Here is a 15405-nt window from a genome sequence, read left to right on the forward strand (position 1 = left end):
ACGCATGCGCCAGACAGTCACGCCAGAGCCTGCATCTTTGACCCCGCAGGCGGAGCGTATTGTCATTTCGGTTGACGCGATGGGAAGTGATAAAGGGCCAGCGGCAATTGTCGCTGGCTGTTCTCTTTCCGCGAAGAAAAATAAAGATATTTTCTTTCTCCTGCACGGGCGCGCCTCCGAGCTGGAGCCTCTTGTGGCGCGCAAAAAGCATCTGCGCGACCGCTGCACCATTGTCGAGGCCGACGGCATTGTATCCATGGAGGACAAACCCTCTCAGGTAATGCGCTCGGGCAAAAGCACCTCGATGTGGTCCGCGCTGGAAAGCGTGCGCAATGGCGACGCGACAGTTTGTGTCTCTTGTGGCAACACAGGCGCGCTCATGGCGCTCTCTGTTATTCGCCTGCGCAAAACGCCGGGTGTCTACCGTCCTGCCATTGCCGTGCTCTGGCCCTCGCGCAACCCGCAGGGCTTTAACGTCATGCTCGATGCTGGGGCCGATATCCGCGCCGATGAGCGCGATCTTTTGCAATATGCCCTGATGGGTGCCTCCTATGCGCGCAACGGGCTCCACCTCGCCCGCCCGCGTGTCGGCTTGCTCAATGTCGGCACAGAAGAGTTCAAGGGCCGCGCCGAAATTCAGGCCGCCAACGAGCTGATCGCCGAAAACGCCAGTGCCGCCAATTTCGAATATGTCGGCTTTGTCGAAGGCAGCGATTTGCCCGGAACAAAATGCGACGTGGTCGTAACCGACGGCTTCACAGGCAATATCGCTCTCAAAACAGGCGAAGGTACAGCCAGCCTGATCCGTGATCTGTTGCGCGACGCGTTCAACTATACGCCGCTGTCGCGCTTGGCCGCCCTGCTCGCCTATACCTCTCTCAAGCGCCTGAGCAGTCGGATTGACCCGCGCAAAGTCAACGGCGGGATCTTTCTGGGCCTCAATGGCACAGTGGTCAAATCCCATGGCTCCGCCGATGCCACGGGCGTCTCCGCCGCCGTCAAACTCGCCTTTCAGCTGGCCCAATCAGGCTTTAACGAAAAGCTCGCCGCGCGCATTTCTGCGGCCACCATGCTCGCCTCCGAAGCAGGCGCAGCGCACAGCACAGACCACAAAGAAGAGACCATCTCATGACAAAACGTGCCGTCGTTGTTGGCTATGGCCACTATTTGCCAGAGCGGATCGTGGAAAATGCCGAGTTCGAATCAACTCTGGACACCACTGATGAGTGGATACGCAGCCGTTCTGGGATCGAGCGACGCCATTTCGCCGCCGAGGGCCAGCATACCTCCGATCTGGCCGCCGAAGCGGCAAAAGCCGCCCTCGCAGAGGCGGGGCTAACGGCTGGCGATATCGACGCCATTGTCGTCGCAACATCCACCCCCGATCTCACCTTCCCCTCCGTGGCCACCATGGTGCAGCAAAAAATCGGCATGGAGCGCGGCTTTGGCTTTGATGTGCAGGCCGTCTGTGCGGGCTTCGTCTTCGCCCTGACAACAGCCAACGGGCTGCTCCTGTCGGGTCAGGCTGGGCGGGTGCTTGTGATCGGCGCCGAAACCTTCAGCCGCATCATGGACTGGACCGACCGCGGAACCTGCGTTCTGTTTGGCGATGGCGCAGGCGCGCTTGTCCTTGAGGCGCAAGACTGCGCAGGCACAACCGATGATCGCGGCATTCTCGCCGCCGATCTCAATTCCGATGGCCGCTACAAGGATATGCTCTTTGTTGACGGCGGCGTCTCCTCCACAGGCACCTCCGGCAAATTGCGGATGCAGGGCAACGCGCTCTTCCGTCAAGCCGTTGAAAAGCTGGCCTCAACAGCCGATGCCGCGCTCCAAAAAGCAGGTCTGACGCACAGTGATGTCGACTGGATCGTGCCGCATCAGGCCAATATCCGTATCATCCAAGGCACCGCAAAAAAACTTGGCGTGCCAATGGAGCAGGTCGTGCTGACAGTGCAAGACCACGGCAACACCTCTGCCGCCTCCATCCCGCTCGCGCTTTCCGTCGGCGCAGCCTCTGGCAAAATCAAAACAGGCGATCTTGTTCTCACCGAAGCCATTGGCGGCGGTCTGGCTTGGGGCGCTGTCGCGATCCGCTGGTAAATCCACAGGTTAATGCGCTCAATTATCGCTGAAAAGCCGTGCGCCAAGTCATTGATATTGACTCGGAATCTCTCTGAGGCCTATGCTTGGCAAAACGGGGGATTTGAAATGAGCGAAAAAACACTCACACGTATGGACTTGAGCGAAGCTGTGTTTCGCGAAGTCGGCCTGTCACGCAACGACAGTGCGCAGCTTGTCGAAACGGTGCTTCAGCACGTTTCTGATGCGCTCGTCGCGGGCGAAAACGTGAAAATTTCGTCGTTTGGCACATTCTCGGTCCGTCAGAAAACAGCCCGCGTGGGCCGCAACCCCAAAACAGGCGAGGAAGTCCCGATCAATCCGCGCCGCGTGCTCACGTTCCGCCCCTCGCATCTCATGAAAGACCGAGTCGCCGCAGGCAACAAGCGCTAGGAGCCTCCCAAGGTATGGCAAAATCAGCCGACGCATTCCGCACCATCAGCGAAGTGGCCGAATGGCTCGATCTGCCGACTCACGTTCTCAGGTTCTGGGAAAGTAAATTTACGCAGGTAAAGCCCGTCAAGCGCGCTGGCGGGCGCAGATATTATCGTCCCAATGATATGGTTCTGCTCGGCGGGATCAAAAAGCTCCTCCACGACGATGGTATGACAATCAAAGGCGCGCAAAAAATGCTGCGCGATCATGGCGTCAAACATATCGCGAGCCTGTCACAGCCCCTTGATGGCGACTTGATCGAAGCCGAGGTTGAGTATGAAGCGGCGGCACCTGAGCCAGCGTTAGAGACACCAAGAGCGCCAGAGGTTGGGATTCAGGCCGAGACTGTCCCTGACACCGACCACCCTGAAGACACAACCGCCCCCGCCCAAATGCCCGCCTTCAGCCATCATCAAGACGAAGACGATTCGTCTGACGAGCCGACCGAGCCTGCGACAGAGGCTGCACGCGTGCAGGACCACGACGATCATAGCGAAAGCGCAGCAGAGCCAGCCCCCAAAGACATAGAAGACGCAGGCCTCAACACAGAGCCCGCGGCCATGCCTTCTTTCTTGCAGCCCAGCAAAGACGCCGACACAGAGAGAGACGCTCCCAAAGCCGCGCCTGTCTCCCTTGCGATCCAGCTCCCTGACGACCCAAGCGACACCGAGCTTGACGTCAGCGCAGGCCTTCTCAGCCGTATTGCGGCTTATAAAACAGCCCCGACAGATGAGGTCCGCCGCATCTTGGTACAAGCCCGTCATGATCTGAAGGCCCTCTCCTCCTGACGACAGAGCCTCGCGGCGCAGCCCTGCCGAGATTGCCATAGATTTGCCCTTGCCCTCTGGCTCAAAACCGCTAATAAGCAGCCTTAGTCGGGCTATAGCGCAGCCTGGTAGCGCGTCCGTCTGGGGGACGGAAGGTCGCAGGTTCGAGTCCTGCTAGCCCGACCATTTACCCTTTCCCCGGAGTTTTCGCCCGCTGCCAGCAAAACAGTCAAGAGACTGTTTCCCACTGTTACGGCGCTCCAATATTGCTTAGGTCTTGCTCTCGATGACGCCCGAAATCAGGGCTGTTTTCCCTGCCGTAAGTCACAAAGGCACTCAGGCTTTCACCTCTGGGCCAGATACGCCTTGAGCCAGCCCATCACAGGGGCGTCAGGGCCATTCTGGGCGATACGCCCAAGTGCTTTGGCCTCAACAGGTGACAAAACTTAACCAATCAGGCGGCAGAGGCGCATTTTTCCCTGCCTCTCGGTCGAAAACTTGATAAAAGCTGCGCAACCTTGCCCTGAAAGGACACAGCATGACAGGCGTTCTGGCCAGCCAGCAGCTCAAAGAGATGATCGCGCGTGGCGAAATCTTGGCTCAAGAGGACTATGCCGAGGGCCAGATCCAGCCCGCCAGCCTTGATCTGCGCCTTGGCGCGCGCGCCTATCGCGTCCGCGCCTCCTTCCTTGCGGGCGCGGGCCGCACAGTCGCCGAGCGCCTGTCGGAGTTCGAGATGCACCAGATTAATCTGAGCCAAGGCGCGGTTCTTGAAAAGGGCTGCGTCTATGTGGTCGAGCTGCAAGAAAGCCTCGCCCTCCCTGACGGCATCCAAGCGGTTGCCAATGCCAAAAGCTCCACGGGCCGTCTTGATCTGCTCACCCGCACAATCACCGACGGCGGCGAAGAGTTTGACCGCATCCCAGCCGGCTATTCAGGCCCGCTTTATGCCGAGATTTGCCCGCGCTCCTTCTCTGTCCTCGTGCGCCCCGGTATGCGCCTCAACCAGATCCGCTTCCGCGATGGCCAAGCCACATTGAGCGACACCGATCTGCGCGCCCTTCACAAAGAAATCCCGCTCGTTGACGGACGCCCCCCCGTCATCAGCGAAGGCCTCGGCTTTTCGGTTGATCTCTGCCCCGAGGGCAGCAGCCTCGTTGGCTACCGCGCCAAGCCGCACACAGGCGTGATTGATCTGGACAAGCTCGGCCACTACGCCCCCGCCGACTTCTGGGAAGAAGTGCGCAGCGACACAGGCCAGATCATCCTTGATCCGGGTGCCTTCTATATCCTTGTGAGCAATGAAGCCGTCTGCATTCCGCCCGATTACGCAGCCGAGATGGCGCCCTATCTGGCGATGGTGGGTGAGTTCCGCGTGCATTACGCAGGCTTTTTTGATCCGGGCTTTGGCTATGCGGCCGCGGGCGGCGCTGGTTCGCGCGGTGTCCTTGAAGTGCGCTGCCACGAAAGCCCCTTTGTGCTGGAGCACGGCCAGATCGTTGGCCGCTTGGTCTATGAGCAAATGTCCCAGACGCCTGCCGAGCTCTACGGCGAGCGCATCGCCTCAAACTACCAAGGCCAAGGCCTCAAGCTCTCCAAGCACTTCAAATCTTAAAAGCGCCCTGCGCGCCGTGCCATGCGGGAGGCTTTGTTAAGGCCCTTGGTTGCGCCACTTGCGCCCTTGCCCCCGCCTGCGCGCTTTAGCCCTGCGCTCATAACTTTGCGCATCACCATGCGCAGAACCATATTTATCAGCCTATTCGCGTTCATCTTGGCCTCCTTTGCCTGCTCAATCCGCAATATAAGCAGCCATTGTGCGTAAAATAAGGCACAAACTCAGTCTTCAAACAGCTCGCTCTGCCCCTCTTGGGCTTCTTCGCTCAAGTCCTCGTCGCCCGCTCCCAAAGTCGGCATATGGCTTGGCGGCAAACGGCTCTCCAAAAGCCCCGAGGCGCGAAGCTCTTTCAGCCCCGGCAGATCGCGGGCCGACTCCAGCCCGAAGTGGTCCAGAAAGTCCTGTGTCACAACAAACGTCACAGGCCGCCCGGGCGTCATCTTGCGCCGCCCAAAGCGGATCCATTCCATCTCCAGAAGCTGGTCAACCGTGCCACGGCTCACGCTCACACCGCGAATTTCCTCGATCTCGGCGCGCGTGACAGGCTGGTGATAGGCCACAATCGCCAAAGTCTCGATGGCCGCACGGCTGAGCTTGCGGGTCTCTACCGTTTCTTTTTGCATCAGAAACGACAGATCAGGCGCTGTGCGCATCGCCCAAGCATCGCCCACTTTCACAATCCGCACACCGCGCCCCTCATAGCGCTTGCGCAGATAGACCAAAGCCTCGGCCGCATCGCTCCCATGCGGCATCCGCGCATTAAGCTCGGCCACAGTCACAGTCTCGCTTGAGGCAAACAAGATCGCCTCAACCATGCGCTCCTGCTCGGCAATGGGGGGCGCTTCAAAGAGGCTTTCTTCTTTTTCTTCCATATGGTCCATGTCGTCATTCATGTTTCATCACGGCTTTCATGTCTGCGGCGCAGCTCCATGGGCGCAAAGGTTTCCGACTGGCGCAGCTCGACGCGCCCCTCTTTGGCAAGCTCCAGAGAGGCCGCAAAAGTCGAGGCCGTCGCCGAGCGAATGCGCGCGTGGTCCTTGTCCCAGCCTTCGGGAATATAACTCGAAATATCGGTCCAGTTCCCTGCATAGCCGATCAGCCCTCGCATCCGCTCCAGCGCGTTTTCAAGCGTAAACACAGCATCCCGATCCATAACAAACGGGCGAAACTCGTCGCGCGTGCGCAGCCGCGAATACCCCTGCATCAAGTCAAGCAGCGTGGCGGTATAGGTCACTTTCTTGACCCGTGTCACATCTTCAGGCAGGCCGCGCGCAAAGAAATCGCGCCCCAGACGGTCCCGCCCCATAAGGCGCGCCGCGACATCGCGCATCGCCTGCAAACGCTCAAGTTGAAAGGCCAGATGCGCCGCCAGTTCCTCGCCGCTCGGCCCGTCCTCGGTGGGATCGGGCGGCAACAGCAAGCGCGATTTTAGAAAGGCAAGCCAAGCCGCCATCACAAGATAATCCGCCGCAAGCTCTATGCGCAGAGACTTGGCCTTTTCCACAAAGGCCAGATATTGCCGCGCCAGTTCGAGAATGCTGATTTTTGTGAGATCGACTTTTTGGGTGCGCCCCAAAGTCAGCAAGACATCCAGCGGCCCCTCAAAGCCGCTCACATCCACAATCAGCGCCTCCGCCGTCATACGGTCGGCAACACTCAGCGGTGTTTGGTCTTCTTCAAAGTCATCAGCTGGCATAGACGCGCCCATTCAAAAGCGCTTCAAGCTCGGCTTCTATGGCCGAAATGTCAATATCATTAGGTTTTTGGCGCAGAGCAAGCGCCCGCTCGGCCCGCTCCTGTGCCAGATCGCCCATCTCGCCCGCGGCTTCGGCCACAGCGCGACGCTCTTGCAAACTGCCATTGCAATGCAAAATCACATCACAGCCCGCCAGAAGAGCCGCGCGGCTCAGATCGCCCAGATCGCCGTTGAGCGCCTTCATCGAGATGTCATCGGTCATAATCAGCCCGTCAAAGCCAAGATCGCGGCGGATCAGCTCCATCACAGGCGCGCTCAGCGTCGCAGGCAGCGCGTCAATCTGCGGATAGAGAATATGCGCCGTCATCCCCATGGGGCAGTCTTTGAGCGCTGCAAAAGGCGCTCCGTCCGTAGCAATCAGTTCCGCAGGGCCAATATCGACGCTCGGCAGCTCAAAATGGCTGTCCGCCACAGCGCGGCCATGGCCCGGGATATGCTTGGCCACAGGCAAAACACCGCCCTCAAGCATCCCTCTAGAGGCCGCCGCACCAATCGCGGCAATCGCGGCAATATCAGTGCCATAACAGCGGTTGCGCAAGAAAGGATGGGTCTCGGGAAAGGCAATGTCGAGCATCGGCGCGCAGTTGCTATCAATCCCGCAGCGTTTCAACTCCTGCGCAATCAGGCGAAACCGTAGATAAAAACTGCGCGCGGCGTTTGCGCCCGCAAGCTCGGCCTGCTCCAGCGGCGGCAACCACTCGCGCCAAAGCGGCGCGCGCAAGCGCTGCACGCGCCCACCCTCTTGGTCAATCGTGATCGGGGCCTCGCGGCCCACAGCCTCGCGCATCTGCTCACACAGCCGCGCCACTTGGGCCTCGGTCTCGATATTGCGCGCAAACAGGATAAACCCGAACGGGTTCACATCGCGAAAAAAAGCCCGCTCCTCACGGCTCAGCTCAAGCCCGTCCGCGTCAAGGATCGTCGCGCCAAATCGGCTCATTTGCTAACCACAGGAATACAATCAGCCCGCTCGGCCACAAGGGCCGCACAAAAGCGGCGCGAGTCCGACAGATCGGCAAAGCCCATCGCGCGCAGACGGTAAAACACCCGCCCGCCGCTCTCGGCCCGCTGGATCACACGCTCTTTGCCGTCCATATATTCGCCAAATTTCGTTCCAAGCCGCTCCCACTCGCGCCCCGCAACTTCAGCGCTGTCAAAGGCCCCAAGCTGCACAAGCCGCGTGCCAACAGGAATGCTTTCCGCTCCGCTAGTCAAAGCCGCCAATACCGCCTGATTTGTCGCCGAACTGGCCACAGCCCGAAACGCTTCTGGGCGCAAACGTGGCCGCAAGGACTGGCTCACGGCTGTTGTCACAAGGCCCACGGCGTCTGTCTCGGCCTCTGCCTCAACCTCTGGCACAGCCTCAACCACAACAGGTGCCACAGGCATAATAACCGCCGCAGCCGCCGTCACAACTTCGGATGTCTCAGGCGCGGCCAAAGGCGCAACCCCGTCTGCAAGCTCTTCTGCTAATGCGCGAATAGAAGCCATCTGAAGCGTCAGAGGCTCGGCGTCGCCCTCCTCCTGCGCCATGACAACGTCCGAGCGCACGACAGGCTTTGGCGCAATGCTCGCCGCCGAAGGCTGGTCTTCTTCTTCCAGATTGACAGGTTTGGGCGCCAGAACAAGCCGGTCAGCCGGCTTTTCCGCCCCACCCTTCGCCATAACCTCATTAACAGACAGCCCCTGATGCGCCGCCGTCTCTCCGCCCGGTTGCTCGGGGGCAATCCGCATCGGCGCATCCGAGGCCGCCCGCACAACAGGCACGCCGCTCACATCGCGCGCAATAACTTTATAGCCCCAAACGCCGATCCCGACGATCAAACCAAGCGAAACAACCGCGCCAGCATAATGAGTGAGTGTGCCAAGTTTAAGGGGTGCAGAGCCGCTCTGCCCCGCTCCGCCATATGGGAGTTCTGCCATCGTTTGCCTCGTCTTTTATGCGCAAATCTACGCTGCGCTTGTCACTGCTCTTGCCGCCAGCCTCACTCTTCAGGTGATTTCATCCAGCGCCTTGGTCCCGACAATAGCGAATCCGCTGGAAAACACAACTTCGCAGGCGTCAATAACCGTGGGGCAAATGGTTTTTTCGCCACGGTCCTGCGCCGCCTTTTGTGCGCCCAGAAGCAAACGCGCAAGATCACAGAGATAAAGCGCCAAGCGCTGCGGCGCTGCCAACTCATGCGCAAGCTGCAACACCCTGCCATAATCAGCCACCCAAAGCGCCAGATCCCGCGTCGCCTGATCCCACGCTTCGACAGCGCCAGCGCCTCTGAGCGACGAAAGCTTTGACGCCGCATAATGCAGCAAAAACGCAGGGTTCCCAAGCTCGGGTTGCGCATAGGCCCGCCCCGTCAGATCAAGCCCCCGCTCGGCGCGATGACAGAGCACATAAAGCCGCGCCAGCTCGGCCTCCTCCCCCGCAAGCGCGGGCACATCCGCCGCCGCAAGTGCTGTGCAACGCAAGCGCGCTCGGGTGCCCAAGGCGGCCTCATAAAGCCCCGCCCGAAAGCCACCGCCCATCGCGGCAAAGAGCGTCACCTCCTCATATGTCTCTGACGCCGCCCAGATCTGGGAAAACGTCGAGACAAGCCCCTGACGCTCCTGATCTGTTGCCGCGCCATAGGCCGCCTCAACGCCGATCAAGGGCACAAGCTGCGCCTTGGCCGCCGCGCTGGCAGGAACCGGTGCGCATATCTCAACCTCAAGCCCAAGCCCGCGCGCCACAGCCGCCGCCGCCTCAGCGCTCCAGCGCTGGCGGAGGTCCCCGGCGGCTTCCAAACACACCGCCAGCCTGCCCCGCCGCGGCAAAGGCAAAAGCGCTGCCTTGTTCAGTGACGCGGCGATAAATTCCTGCTCCAGCCGCAGATTGACAAACCCCGCCCCTGCCACAGACGCGCTGGCAACGCCGTCAACCTTGCCTAAAGCCTGCGCCAGATCGGCCCCAAGCGCACGCGGGGCAAGGCCAAGCCGCTGCGCCATCACCAGCGCCGCGTTCACAGAGACATCGCCATGCAACGCATCTTTCGCCACCACAGCGCCAAGCCCGCGAAAAAACGCGGCCTCCTGCCCCGTGATCTCGGTTAAAGCGCCCACAACAGCGGCATCTATCTGCTCATAAAGCCCCATACGCGACATAAATGCACTCCGCCCCTTATTCTGACTGGCCTTTCGCCTCCGCGCGGTATATCGGCCCTCAACGAACAACCCAAGGACATATCATGGACCTGCGCAATATCGCCATCATCGCCCACGTTGACCACGGCAAAACAACTCTCGTGGACGAACTTCTGAAACAGTCCGGCGCGTTTCGGGCCAATCAGGACGTGGCCGAGCGCGCCATGGACAGCAACGACATCGAGCGCGAGCGCGGCATCACCATCTTCGCCAAGCCGACCTCAGTCGAGTGGAAAGGGATGCGCATCAACATCGTTGACACCCCCGGCCACGCCGACTTTGGCGGCGAAGTCGAGCGCATCTTGTCGATGGTTGACGGCGTTGTCCTGCTTGTCGACGCCGCCGAAGGCCCGATGCCACAAACCAAATTCGTGACCTCAAAGGCGCTTGCCCTCGGCCTGCGCCCCATCGTTGTCCTCAACAAAGTTGACAAAACAGACGCCGAACCCGACCGCGCTCTGGACGAATGCTTTGATCTCTTCGCCTCGCTTGACGCGAATGACGATCAGCTCGACTTCCCGCATATGTATGCCTCTGGCCGCTCCGGCTGGGCCGATCACGAGCTTGACGGGCCACGCAAAGACCTTTCGGCTTTGTTTGACCTGATCGTCAATCACGTGCCTGCGCCAAAGCAGATCGCGCGTCAAAATGAAGACTTCAGTATGCTCGCCACAACGCTCGGCGCAGACGCCTTCGTTGGCCGCGTTCTGACAGGCCGCGTCGAAAGCGGACGCCTCAAAGTCGGCGCAACCGTTCAGGCGCTCTCGCGTGTCGGTCAAAAGATCGAACAGTTCCGCGTGACCAAAATTCAGGCCTTCCGTGGCCTTGCCCAACAAGACATCGAAGAGGCCCTCGCAGGCGATATCGTCTCTATCGCAGGGATGTCCAAAGCCACAGTGGCCGACACGATCTGCGCACTCGCTGTTGATACAGCCCTGCCCGCACAGCCGATTGATCCGCCCACAATCACAGTGACCTTCGGCATCAACGACAGCCCGCTGGCGGGCCGCGAAGGCAAAAAAGTCCAGAGCCGTGTCATCCGTGACCGCCTGATGAAAGAAGCCGAAAGCAACGTCGCCATCAAAGTCACAGACACGCCCGGCGGCGAAGCCTTCGAAGTGGCTGGCCGTGGCGAGCTTCAGATGGGCGTTCTCATCGAGAATATGCGCCGCGAAGGCTTTGAACTCGGGATTTCCCGCCCCAAAGTGCTTTTGCGCGAAGAAGATGGCAAAACCCTTGAGCCAATCGAAGAAGCCACAATCGACGTGGATGACGAATACTCAGGCGTTGTGATCGAAAAGCTGACAGGCGGCCGCAAGGGCGACCTCGTTGAAATGCGCCCCGCAGGTGCTGGCAAAACCCGCATCATCGCTCATGTCCCCTCGCGCGGCCTGATCGGCTATCACGGCGAATTCCTCACCGACACCCGCGGCACAGGCGTTCTGAACCGCGTGTTCCACGGCTGGGCGCCACACAAAGGCCCGATGCCGGGCCGCCGCGCAGGTGTTCTGATCTCGATGGAAGCCGGCGAGGCCGTGGCCTACGCCCTTTGGAACCTTGAAGAGCGTGGCAAAATGTTCATTGGCGCGCAAACCAAGATCTACCAAGGCATGATCATTGGCGAGCACAGCCGCGAAAACGATCTGGAAGTGAACCCGCTCAAAGGCAAAAAGCTCACCAACGTGCGCGCCTCAGGCACAGACGAAGCCGTCCGCCTGACGACGCCGATCACGCTGAGCCTTGAAGAAGCGATTGCTTACATCAACGACGACGAACTCGTTGAAGTGACCCCAGAGAGCATTCGCCTGCGCAAACGCTTCCTTGACCCGCACGAGCGCAAACGCGCCTCAAAGCAGCTCTAATAGAAAAAGCCCCGCTCACTCGAGCGGGGCTTTTTTCTGGAGGCGATGCCATGGCTCTTACTCGGGCGGATCAATCAAAATGCGCCCCGTCACCATCAACGCCCCCGCGTGAAGCTCCGCCACAATAATCTCGCCTGACTTTGGGAAAACACCCGTCAGAGCCGTGATATTAACTTGATGTGTTACCAGCAATAGGCGCGCGTCTTGCGCAGCCAAGGTCGCAAGTGTAGCGGCCGTTTGAGCCACGCGATCCCCTTGTCCCCCAAAGAACGAGTTCAGCGATGGCAAGTCCTCAGCGGGCCTCATCCCAATCAAAGCCGCCGTTTCGCGACAACGGCACCATTGGCTTGTGAAAACACGGTCAAACGTCACGCCGCGTGCGCGCATTTCTGCCCCGATTGCGCGCGCCTGAGCTCGGCCCCGCGCATCAAGATTGCGCTGCGTTTCACAATCCTCAAGGACAAATTGAGCAGGATCACCGCCGCCTGGCGCGAGCGCATGGCGCATAATCGCAATCGCGCCCTCCCGCTCAAGCGCCGACCAGCCATCTGCCACAGCCGGCAGTGGCAAAACCATCAAAAGCAGACAAAAGATACGACGCATCACAGCTCTCCTCACCCGATTAGGGCGAGGATGCCGTTATTCGCTGATTTCAACAACCATCAATTCGCGCTCGGATGCGCCTTTGGCGTGGCTCAAGGCCTCCTGATAGGCTGGCGAGTTGTAGCACTCGACAGCCGCCTCAAGCGTAGGGAACTTTGCCACAACATTGCGTGGCCGCTCCTTGCCTTCAAGCTGCACAAAGCGCGCGCCACGGGCGATAAACACGCCCCCATGCGCCGCAATCGCAGGCCCCGCCAGCTCGGCATATTTGCCATAAGCCTCCGTGTCCGTGACGGTCACATGAGCAATCCAAAGTGCTTTCATCTCAAGCCTCCAATACTGATTTCGCCGCCGCAATCGCGGCCTCGGCATTGCTGACATCCGCGCCACCGCCCTGCGCCATATCAGGACGGCCACCGCCGCCCTTGCCGCCAAGCTCGGGCACAGCCGCCTTCACAAGATCAACCGCCGACACACGATCCGTCAGGTCAGAGGTGACACCCGCCGCCACAGCCGCCTTACCGCCCGTATCGGCAATCAAAAGCACAGCGCCAGAGCCAAGCTGCGCCTTATGCGCATCAATCAGCGCTGGCAGATCCTTGCCAGAGACGCCCGAAAGCACCTGTGCAATAAGCTTTATCCCGTTGATTTCAATCGCCTCTGCGCCGCCGTCTTTCGCGCCACCCGACATCGCCAATTCGCGGCGCAGCTGCGCCACCTCGTTGCTCAGCGCGCGGCGTTCCTCCATCAGCGCCTTGACGCGCGCAGGCACATCCGCCGCAGGCGTCTTCAGCTCAAGCGCCAGCTCCGCCACGCGCGCATCCTGCGCACTCAGATAGTCAAACGCAGCCTTGCCCGTCAGCGCCTCAATGCGGCGCACACCGGCACTAGAAGCAGAGTCGCCAAGCACCACAAACAAGCCAATATCGCCCGTCTGGCGCACATGGGTGCCGCCGCACAGCTCGATCGAATAGGTGTGCCCGTCACTGCCCTTGCCCGAGCCGCTCTCATGGCCCATTGACACCACGCGCACTTCGTCGCCGTATTTCTCGCCAAAAAGCGCCTGCGCGCCCAGCTCGCGCGCCTCATCAGGCGTCATAACCCGCGTCACAACAGGCGCATTCTGGCGGATATAGGCGTTAACATCCGCCTCAACCTGCTTGATCTGGTCGAGTTCCAGCGCCTTGGAGTGGCTAAAATCAAAGCGCAAACGATCATCCGCATTGAGCGAGCCGCGCTGCGCCACATGATCGCCAAGCGCCGAACGGAGCGCCTCGTGCAAAAGATGTGTTGCCGAATGGTTGGCGCGGATTGCCGAGCGCCGCCCATGCTCCACCTCAAGCGACACCGTGTCGCCAACAGAGAGGCCGCCCGCACCCGCCACAATCATATGGCCAAAGATCTTGCCGTCGGCGTGCTTGCGCGTGTCCGTCACGCGGCTCACCTGTTCCATATTCTCCAAACGGCGCATCAGGCCGCTGTCGCCGACCTGCCCGCCAGATTCTGCATAAAACGGCGTCTGATTGAGCACTGCCCAGCCCTCCTGCCCCGCGCCAAGCGTCTTGACGCGCGCACCATCCGCCACAAGCGCAAGAACCTGCCCCTCGGCCACTTCGGTGTCATAGCCCAAGAATTCGGTCACACCCGCATCATCGGCAATATCAAACCAAACGCTCGCGTCCGCCGCATCGCCGGAGCCAGACCAAGCCGCCCGCGCCTTGGCCTTTTGTTCCGCCATCGCCGCCTCAAAACCCGCAACATCAACGTCGCGGCCCTTTTCGCGCAGCGCATCCTGCGTCAAATCAAGCGGAAAGCCAAAGGTGTCATAAAGCTTGAACGCCGCATCGCCAGAGAGCGCAACGCCCTCGCCAAGCCGCGCAACCTCATCATCCAGAAGCTTCAATCCGCGTTCCAGCGTTTGCTTAAAGCGCGTCTCTTCCAGCAAAAACGTCTCTTCAATCATCGCCTGCGCGTGCGTCAGCTCGCCATAAGCCCCGCCCATCTGGCGCACAAGCGACGGCACGAGCTGGTGCATCACAGGGTCTTTCGCCCCCAAAAGATGCGCATGGCGCATCGCGCGGCGCATAATACGGCGCAAAACATAGCCGCGCCCGTCATTAGAGGGCATAACCCCATCCGCAATCAAAAACGCCGTCGAGCGCAAATGGTCGGCAATCACGCGGTGATGCACGTTCTGCGCGCCATAAGGATCAACCCCTGTGGCATGGGCCGAGGCCTCGATCAGCGCCTTGAAAAGATCGGTGTCATAATTGTCATGGCTGCCCTGAAGCAGCGCGCCAATCCGCTCAAGCCCCATGCCCGTGTCGATCGACTGCATATCAAGGTCGCGCATTGTGCCGTCCTCAAACTGCTCGTTCTGCATGAAAACCACGTTCCATATCTCGATAAAGCGGTCGCCGTCTTCTTCCGGGCTGCCGGGAGGGCCGCCCCAAATATGCTCGCCGTGGTCATAAAAAATCTCGGTGCACGGCCCGCACGGCCCCGTCGGGCCCATCTGCCAATAGTTGTCAGAGGTCGCAATCCGAATGATGCGCTCCTCGGGAACCCCCATCTTCTTCCAGATCGCAAAGGCCTCATCATCCGTGTGATAGACCGTCACGGTCAGCTTGTTCTTGTCAATCCCGAAGTCCTTGGTGATCAGCTCCCAAGCATAGCTAATCGCCTCTTCTTTGAAGTAATTGCCAAAGCTGAAGTTGCCGAGCATCTCAAAAAAAGTGTGGTGGCGCGCCGTATAGCCGACATTGTCCAGATCGTTATGCTTGCCGCCCGCGCGCACACATTTTTGGGCACTCGTCGCACGGTTGTAATCGCGCGTTTCAACACCCGTGAACAAGTTCTTAAACTGGACCATCCCCGAGTTGACAAACATCAGCGTCGGGTCATTGCGTGGCACAAGCGGGCTTGAGGCCACAACTTCATGCCCCTGCTTTGCAAAGTAGTTGAGAAAGGTAGAGCGGATTTCGTTCAAACTTGGCATATCATGTTCCGACGTGATGTGATCCGTCACGGTTTAGCCGCCACGCCCGCTCATGTCCACATGACAAAAAG

The 15405-nt window shown here is 60.0% G+C and carries 15 protein-coding genes and 1 tRNA gene; 7 read left to right on the plus strand and 9 right to left on the minus strand.

Going from position 1 to position 15405, the window contains the following annotated elements:
- The first annotated feature begins 4 nt into the window (after positions 1-4).
- The 6 genes from plsX to ACTF58_RS07400 all read left to right on the plus strand — a co-directional run bounded on the left by plsX (position 5) and on the right by ACTF58_RS07400 (position 4938).
- Positions 5-1132 carry a phosphate acyltransferase PlsX gene (gene plsX, locus ACTF58_RS07375; protein ID WP_438991328.1) on the plus strand — a complete coding sequence of 376 codons (1128 nt, stop codon included), beginning with the start codon at positions 5-7 and terminating at the stop codon, positions 1130-1132.
- Positions 1129-2103, plus strand: a complete 975-nt coding sequence (locus ACTF58_RS07380; RefSeq protein ID WP_438991329.1) for a beta-ketoacyl-ACP synthase III — start codon at positions 1129-1131, stop codon at positions 2101-2103. The genes plsX and ACTF58_RS07380 overlap by 4 nt, the downstream gene beginning before the upstream one ends.
- Before the next feature lie 108 nt (positions 2104-2211).
- Positions 2212-2514 (plus strand): integration host factor subunit alpha, encoded by a 303-nt coding sequence (ihfA, locus tag ACTF58_RS07385; RefSeq protein ID WP_438991330.1) that lies wholly within the window; start codon positions 2212-2214, stop codon positions 2512-2514.
- A gap of 14 nt (positions 2515-2528) precedes the next feature.
- The gene (locus ACTF58_RS07390; RefSeq protein ID WP_438991331.1) at positions 2529-3344 is read left to right on the plus strand and encodes a MerR family transcriptional regulator; all 816 of its coding nucleotides are present in this window, start codon (positions 2529-2531) and stop codon (positions 3342-3344) included.
- Positions 3345-3432: 88 nt separating this feature from the next.
- Positions 3433-3509, plus strand: a tRNA-Pro gene (locus tag ACTF58_RS07395).
- A 352-nt stretch (positions 3510-3861) separates the two neighbouring features.
- Positions 3862-4938 (plus strand): 2'-deoxycytidine 5'-triphosphate deaminase, encoded by a 1077-nt coding sequence (locus tag ACTF58_RS07400; RefSeq protein ID WP_438991332.1) that lies wholly within the window; start codon positions 3862-3864, stop codon positions 4936-4938.
- Here ACTF58_RS07400 and ACTF58_RS07405 read toward each other — a convergent pair.
- From ACTF58_RS07405 to ACTF58_RS07430, 6 genes are all read right to left on the minus strand, one after another.
- A complete protein-coding gene (locus ACTF58_RS07405; protein WP_438991333.1) occupies positions 4935-5093 on the minus strand; it encodes a hypothetical protein in 159 nt (52 codons plus the stop codon). The genes ACTF58_RS07400 and ACTF58_RS07405 overlap by 4 nt on opposite strands.
- A gap of 66 nt (positions 5094-5159) precedes the next feature.
- On the minus strand, positions 5160-5831 hold the full coding sequence (gene scpB, locus ACTF58_RS07410) for an SMC-Scp complex subunit ScpB (protein ID WP_438991334.1): 672 nt from the start codon (positions 5829-5831) through the stop codon (positions 5160-5162).
- Positions 5828-6634: a segregation and condensation protein A gene (locus tag ACTF58_RS07415; protein ID WP_438991335.1), complete on the minus strand. Its 807-nt coding sequence runs from the start codon at positions 6632-6634 to the stop codon at positions 5828-5830. The genes scpB and ACTF58_RS07415 overlap by 4 nt, the downstream gene beginning before the upstream one ends.
- The gene (nagZ, locus tag ACTF58_RS07420) at positions 6624-7634 is read right to left on the minus strand and encodes a beta-N-acetylhexosaminidase (protein ID WP_438991336.1); all 1011 of its coding nucleotides are present in this window, start codon (positions 7632-7634) and stop codon (positions 6624-6626) included. Before nagZ ends, ACTF58_RS07415 begins: the two co-directional genes overlap by 11 nt.
- Positions 7631-8617 carry an SPOR domain-containing protein gene (locus tag ACTF58_RS07425; RefSeq protein WP_438991337.1) on the minus strand — a complete coding sequence of 329 codons (987 nt, stop codon included), beginning with the start codon at positions 8615-8617 and terminating at the stop codon, positions 7631-7633. The genes nagZ and ACTF58_RS07425 overlap by 4 nt, the downstream gene beginning before the upstream one ends.
- Before the next feature lie 69 nt (positions 8618-8686).
- Entirely contained in the window at positions 8687-9832 is a 1146-nt protein-coding gene (locus ACTF58_RS07430; protein ID WP_438991338.1) for a hypothetical protein, read from the minus strand.
- A gap of 83 nt (positions 9833-9915) precedes the next feature.
- On the opposite strand from ACTF58_RS07430, the gene typA reads away from it, so the two are divergent.
- A complete protein-coding gene (typA, locus tag ACTF58_RS07435; protein WP_438991339.1) occupies positions 9916-11733 on the plus strand; it encodes a translational GTPase TypA in 1818 nt (605 codons plus the stop codon).
- Positions 11734-11790: 57 nt separating this feature from the next.
- On the opposite strand, the gene ACTF58_RS07440 is transcribed toward typA, so the two are convergent.
- From ACTF58_RS07440 to alaS, 3 genes are read right to left on the minus strand one after another with little or no spacing between them, the layout of a single operon-like run.
- The gene (locus ACTF58_RS07440; protein WP_438991340.1) at positions 11791-12336 is read right to left on the minus strand and encodes a histidine phosphatase family protein; all 546 of its coding nucleotides are present in this window, start codon (positions 12334-12336) and stop codon (positions 11791-11793) included.
- A gap of 36 nt (positions 12337-12372) precedes the next feature.
- Entirely contained in the window at positions 12373-12660 is a 288-nt protein-coding gene (locus ACTF58_RS07445) for a DUF1330 domain-containing protein (protein WP_438991341.1), read from the minus strand.
- 1 nt (position 12661) lies between these two features.
- Positions 12662-15334, minus strand: coding sequence for an alanine--tRNA ligase (gene alaS, locus ACTF58_RS07450; RefSeq protein ID WP_438991342.1), 2673 nt, complete (start codon positions 15332-15334; stop codon positions 12662-12664).
- Between the last annotated feature and the right edge of the window lie 71 nt (positions 15335-15405).

Origin of the sequence: Lentibacter sp. (genome assembly GCF_965657785.1) — a bacterium.
Classification (GTDB): domain Bacteria; phylum Pseudomonadota; class Alphaproteobacteria; order Rhodobacterales; family Rhodobacteraceae; genus Lentibacter.

What these genes read in the sequence shown, in the direction of transcription:
- ACTF58_RS07405 (WP_438991333.1), bottom strand. Translation starts at nt 5,093, where the DNA reads ATGAACGCGAATAGGCTGATAAATATGGTTCTGCGCATGGTGATGCGC.
- ACTF58_RS07430 (WP_438991338.1), bottom strand. Translation starts at nt 9,832, where the DNA reads ATGTCGCGTATGGGGCTTTATGAGCAGATAGATGCCGCTGTTGTGGGC.
- scpB (WP_438991334.1), bottom strand. Translation starts at nt 5,831, where the DNA reads ATGAATGACGACATGGACCATATGGAAGAAAAAGAAGAAAGCCTCTTT.
- ACTF58_RS07400 (WP_438991332.1), top strand. Translation starts at nt 3,862, where the DNA reads ATGACAGGCGTTCTGGCCAGCCAGCAGCTCAAAGAGATGATCGCGCGT.
- alaS (WP_438991342.1), bottom strand. Translation starts at nt 15,334, where the DNA reads ATGCCAAGTTTGAACGAAATCCGCTCTACCTTTCTCAACTACTTTGCA.
- nagZ (WP_438991336.1), bottom strand. Translation starts at nt 7,634, where the DNA reads ATGAGCCGATTTGGCGCGACGATCCTTGACGCGGACGGGCTTGAGCTG.
- ACTF58_RS07445 (WP_438991341.1), bottom strand. Translation starts at nt 12,660, where the DNA reads ATGAAAGCACTTTGGATTGCTCATGTGACCGTCACGGACACGGAGGCT.
- ihfA (WP_438991330.1), top strand. Translation starts at nt 2,212, where the DNA reads ATGAGCGAAAAAACACTCACACGTATGGACTTGAGCGAAGCTGTGTTT.
- ACTF58_RS07440 (WP_438991340.1), bottom strand. Translation starts at nt 12,336, where the DNA reads ATGCGTCGTATCTTTTGTCTGCTTTTGATGGTTTTGCCACTGCCGGCT.
- typA (WP_438991339.1), top strand. Translation starts at nt 9,916, where the DNA reads ATGGACCTGCGCAATATCGCCATCATCGCCCACGTTGACCACGGCAAA.
- ACTF58_RS07415 (WP_438991335.1), bottom strand. Translation starts at nt 6,634, where the DNA reads ATGCCAGCTGATGACTTTGAAGAAGACCAAACACCGCTGAGTGTTGCC.
- ACTF58_RS07380 (WP_438991329.1), top strand. Translation starts at nt 1,129, where the DNA reads ATGACAAAACGTGCCGTCGTTGTTGGCTATGGCCACTATTTGCCAGAG.
- ACTF58_RS07425 (WP_438991337.1), bottom strand. Translation starts at nt 8,617, where the DNA reads ATGGCAGAACTCCCATATGGCGGAGCGGGGCAGAGCGGCTCTGCACCC.
- plsX (WP_438991328.1), top strand. Translation starts at nt 5, where the DNA reads ATGCGCCAGACAGTCACGCCAGAGCCTGCATCTTTGACCCCGCAGGCG.
- ACTF58_RS07390 (WP_438991331.1), top strand. Translation starts at nt 2,529, where the DNA reads ATGGCAAAATCAGCCGACGCATTCCGCACCATCAGCGAAGTGGCCGAA.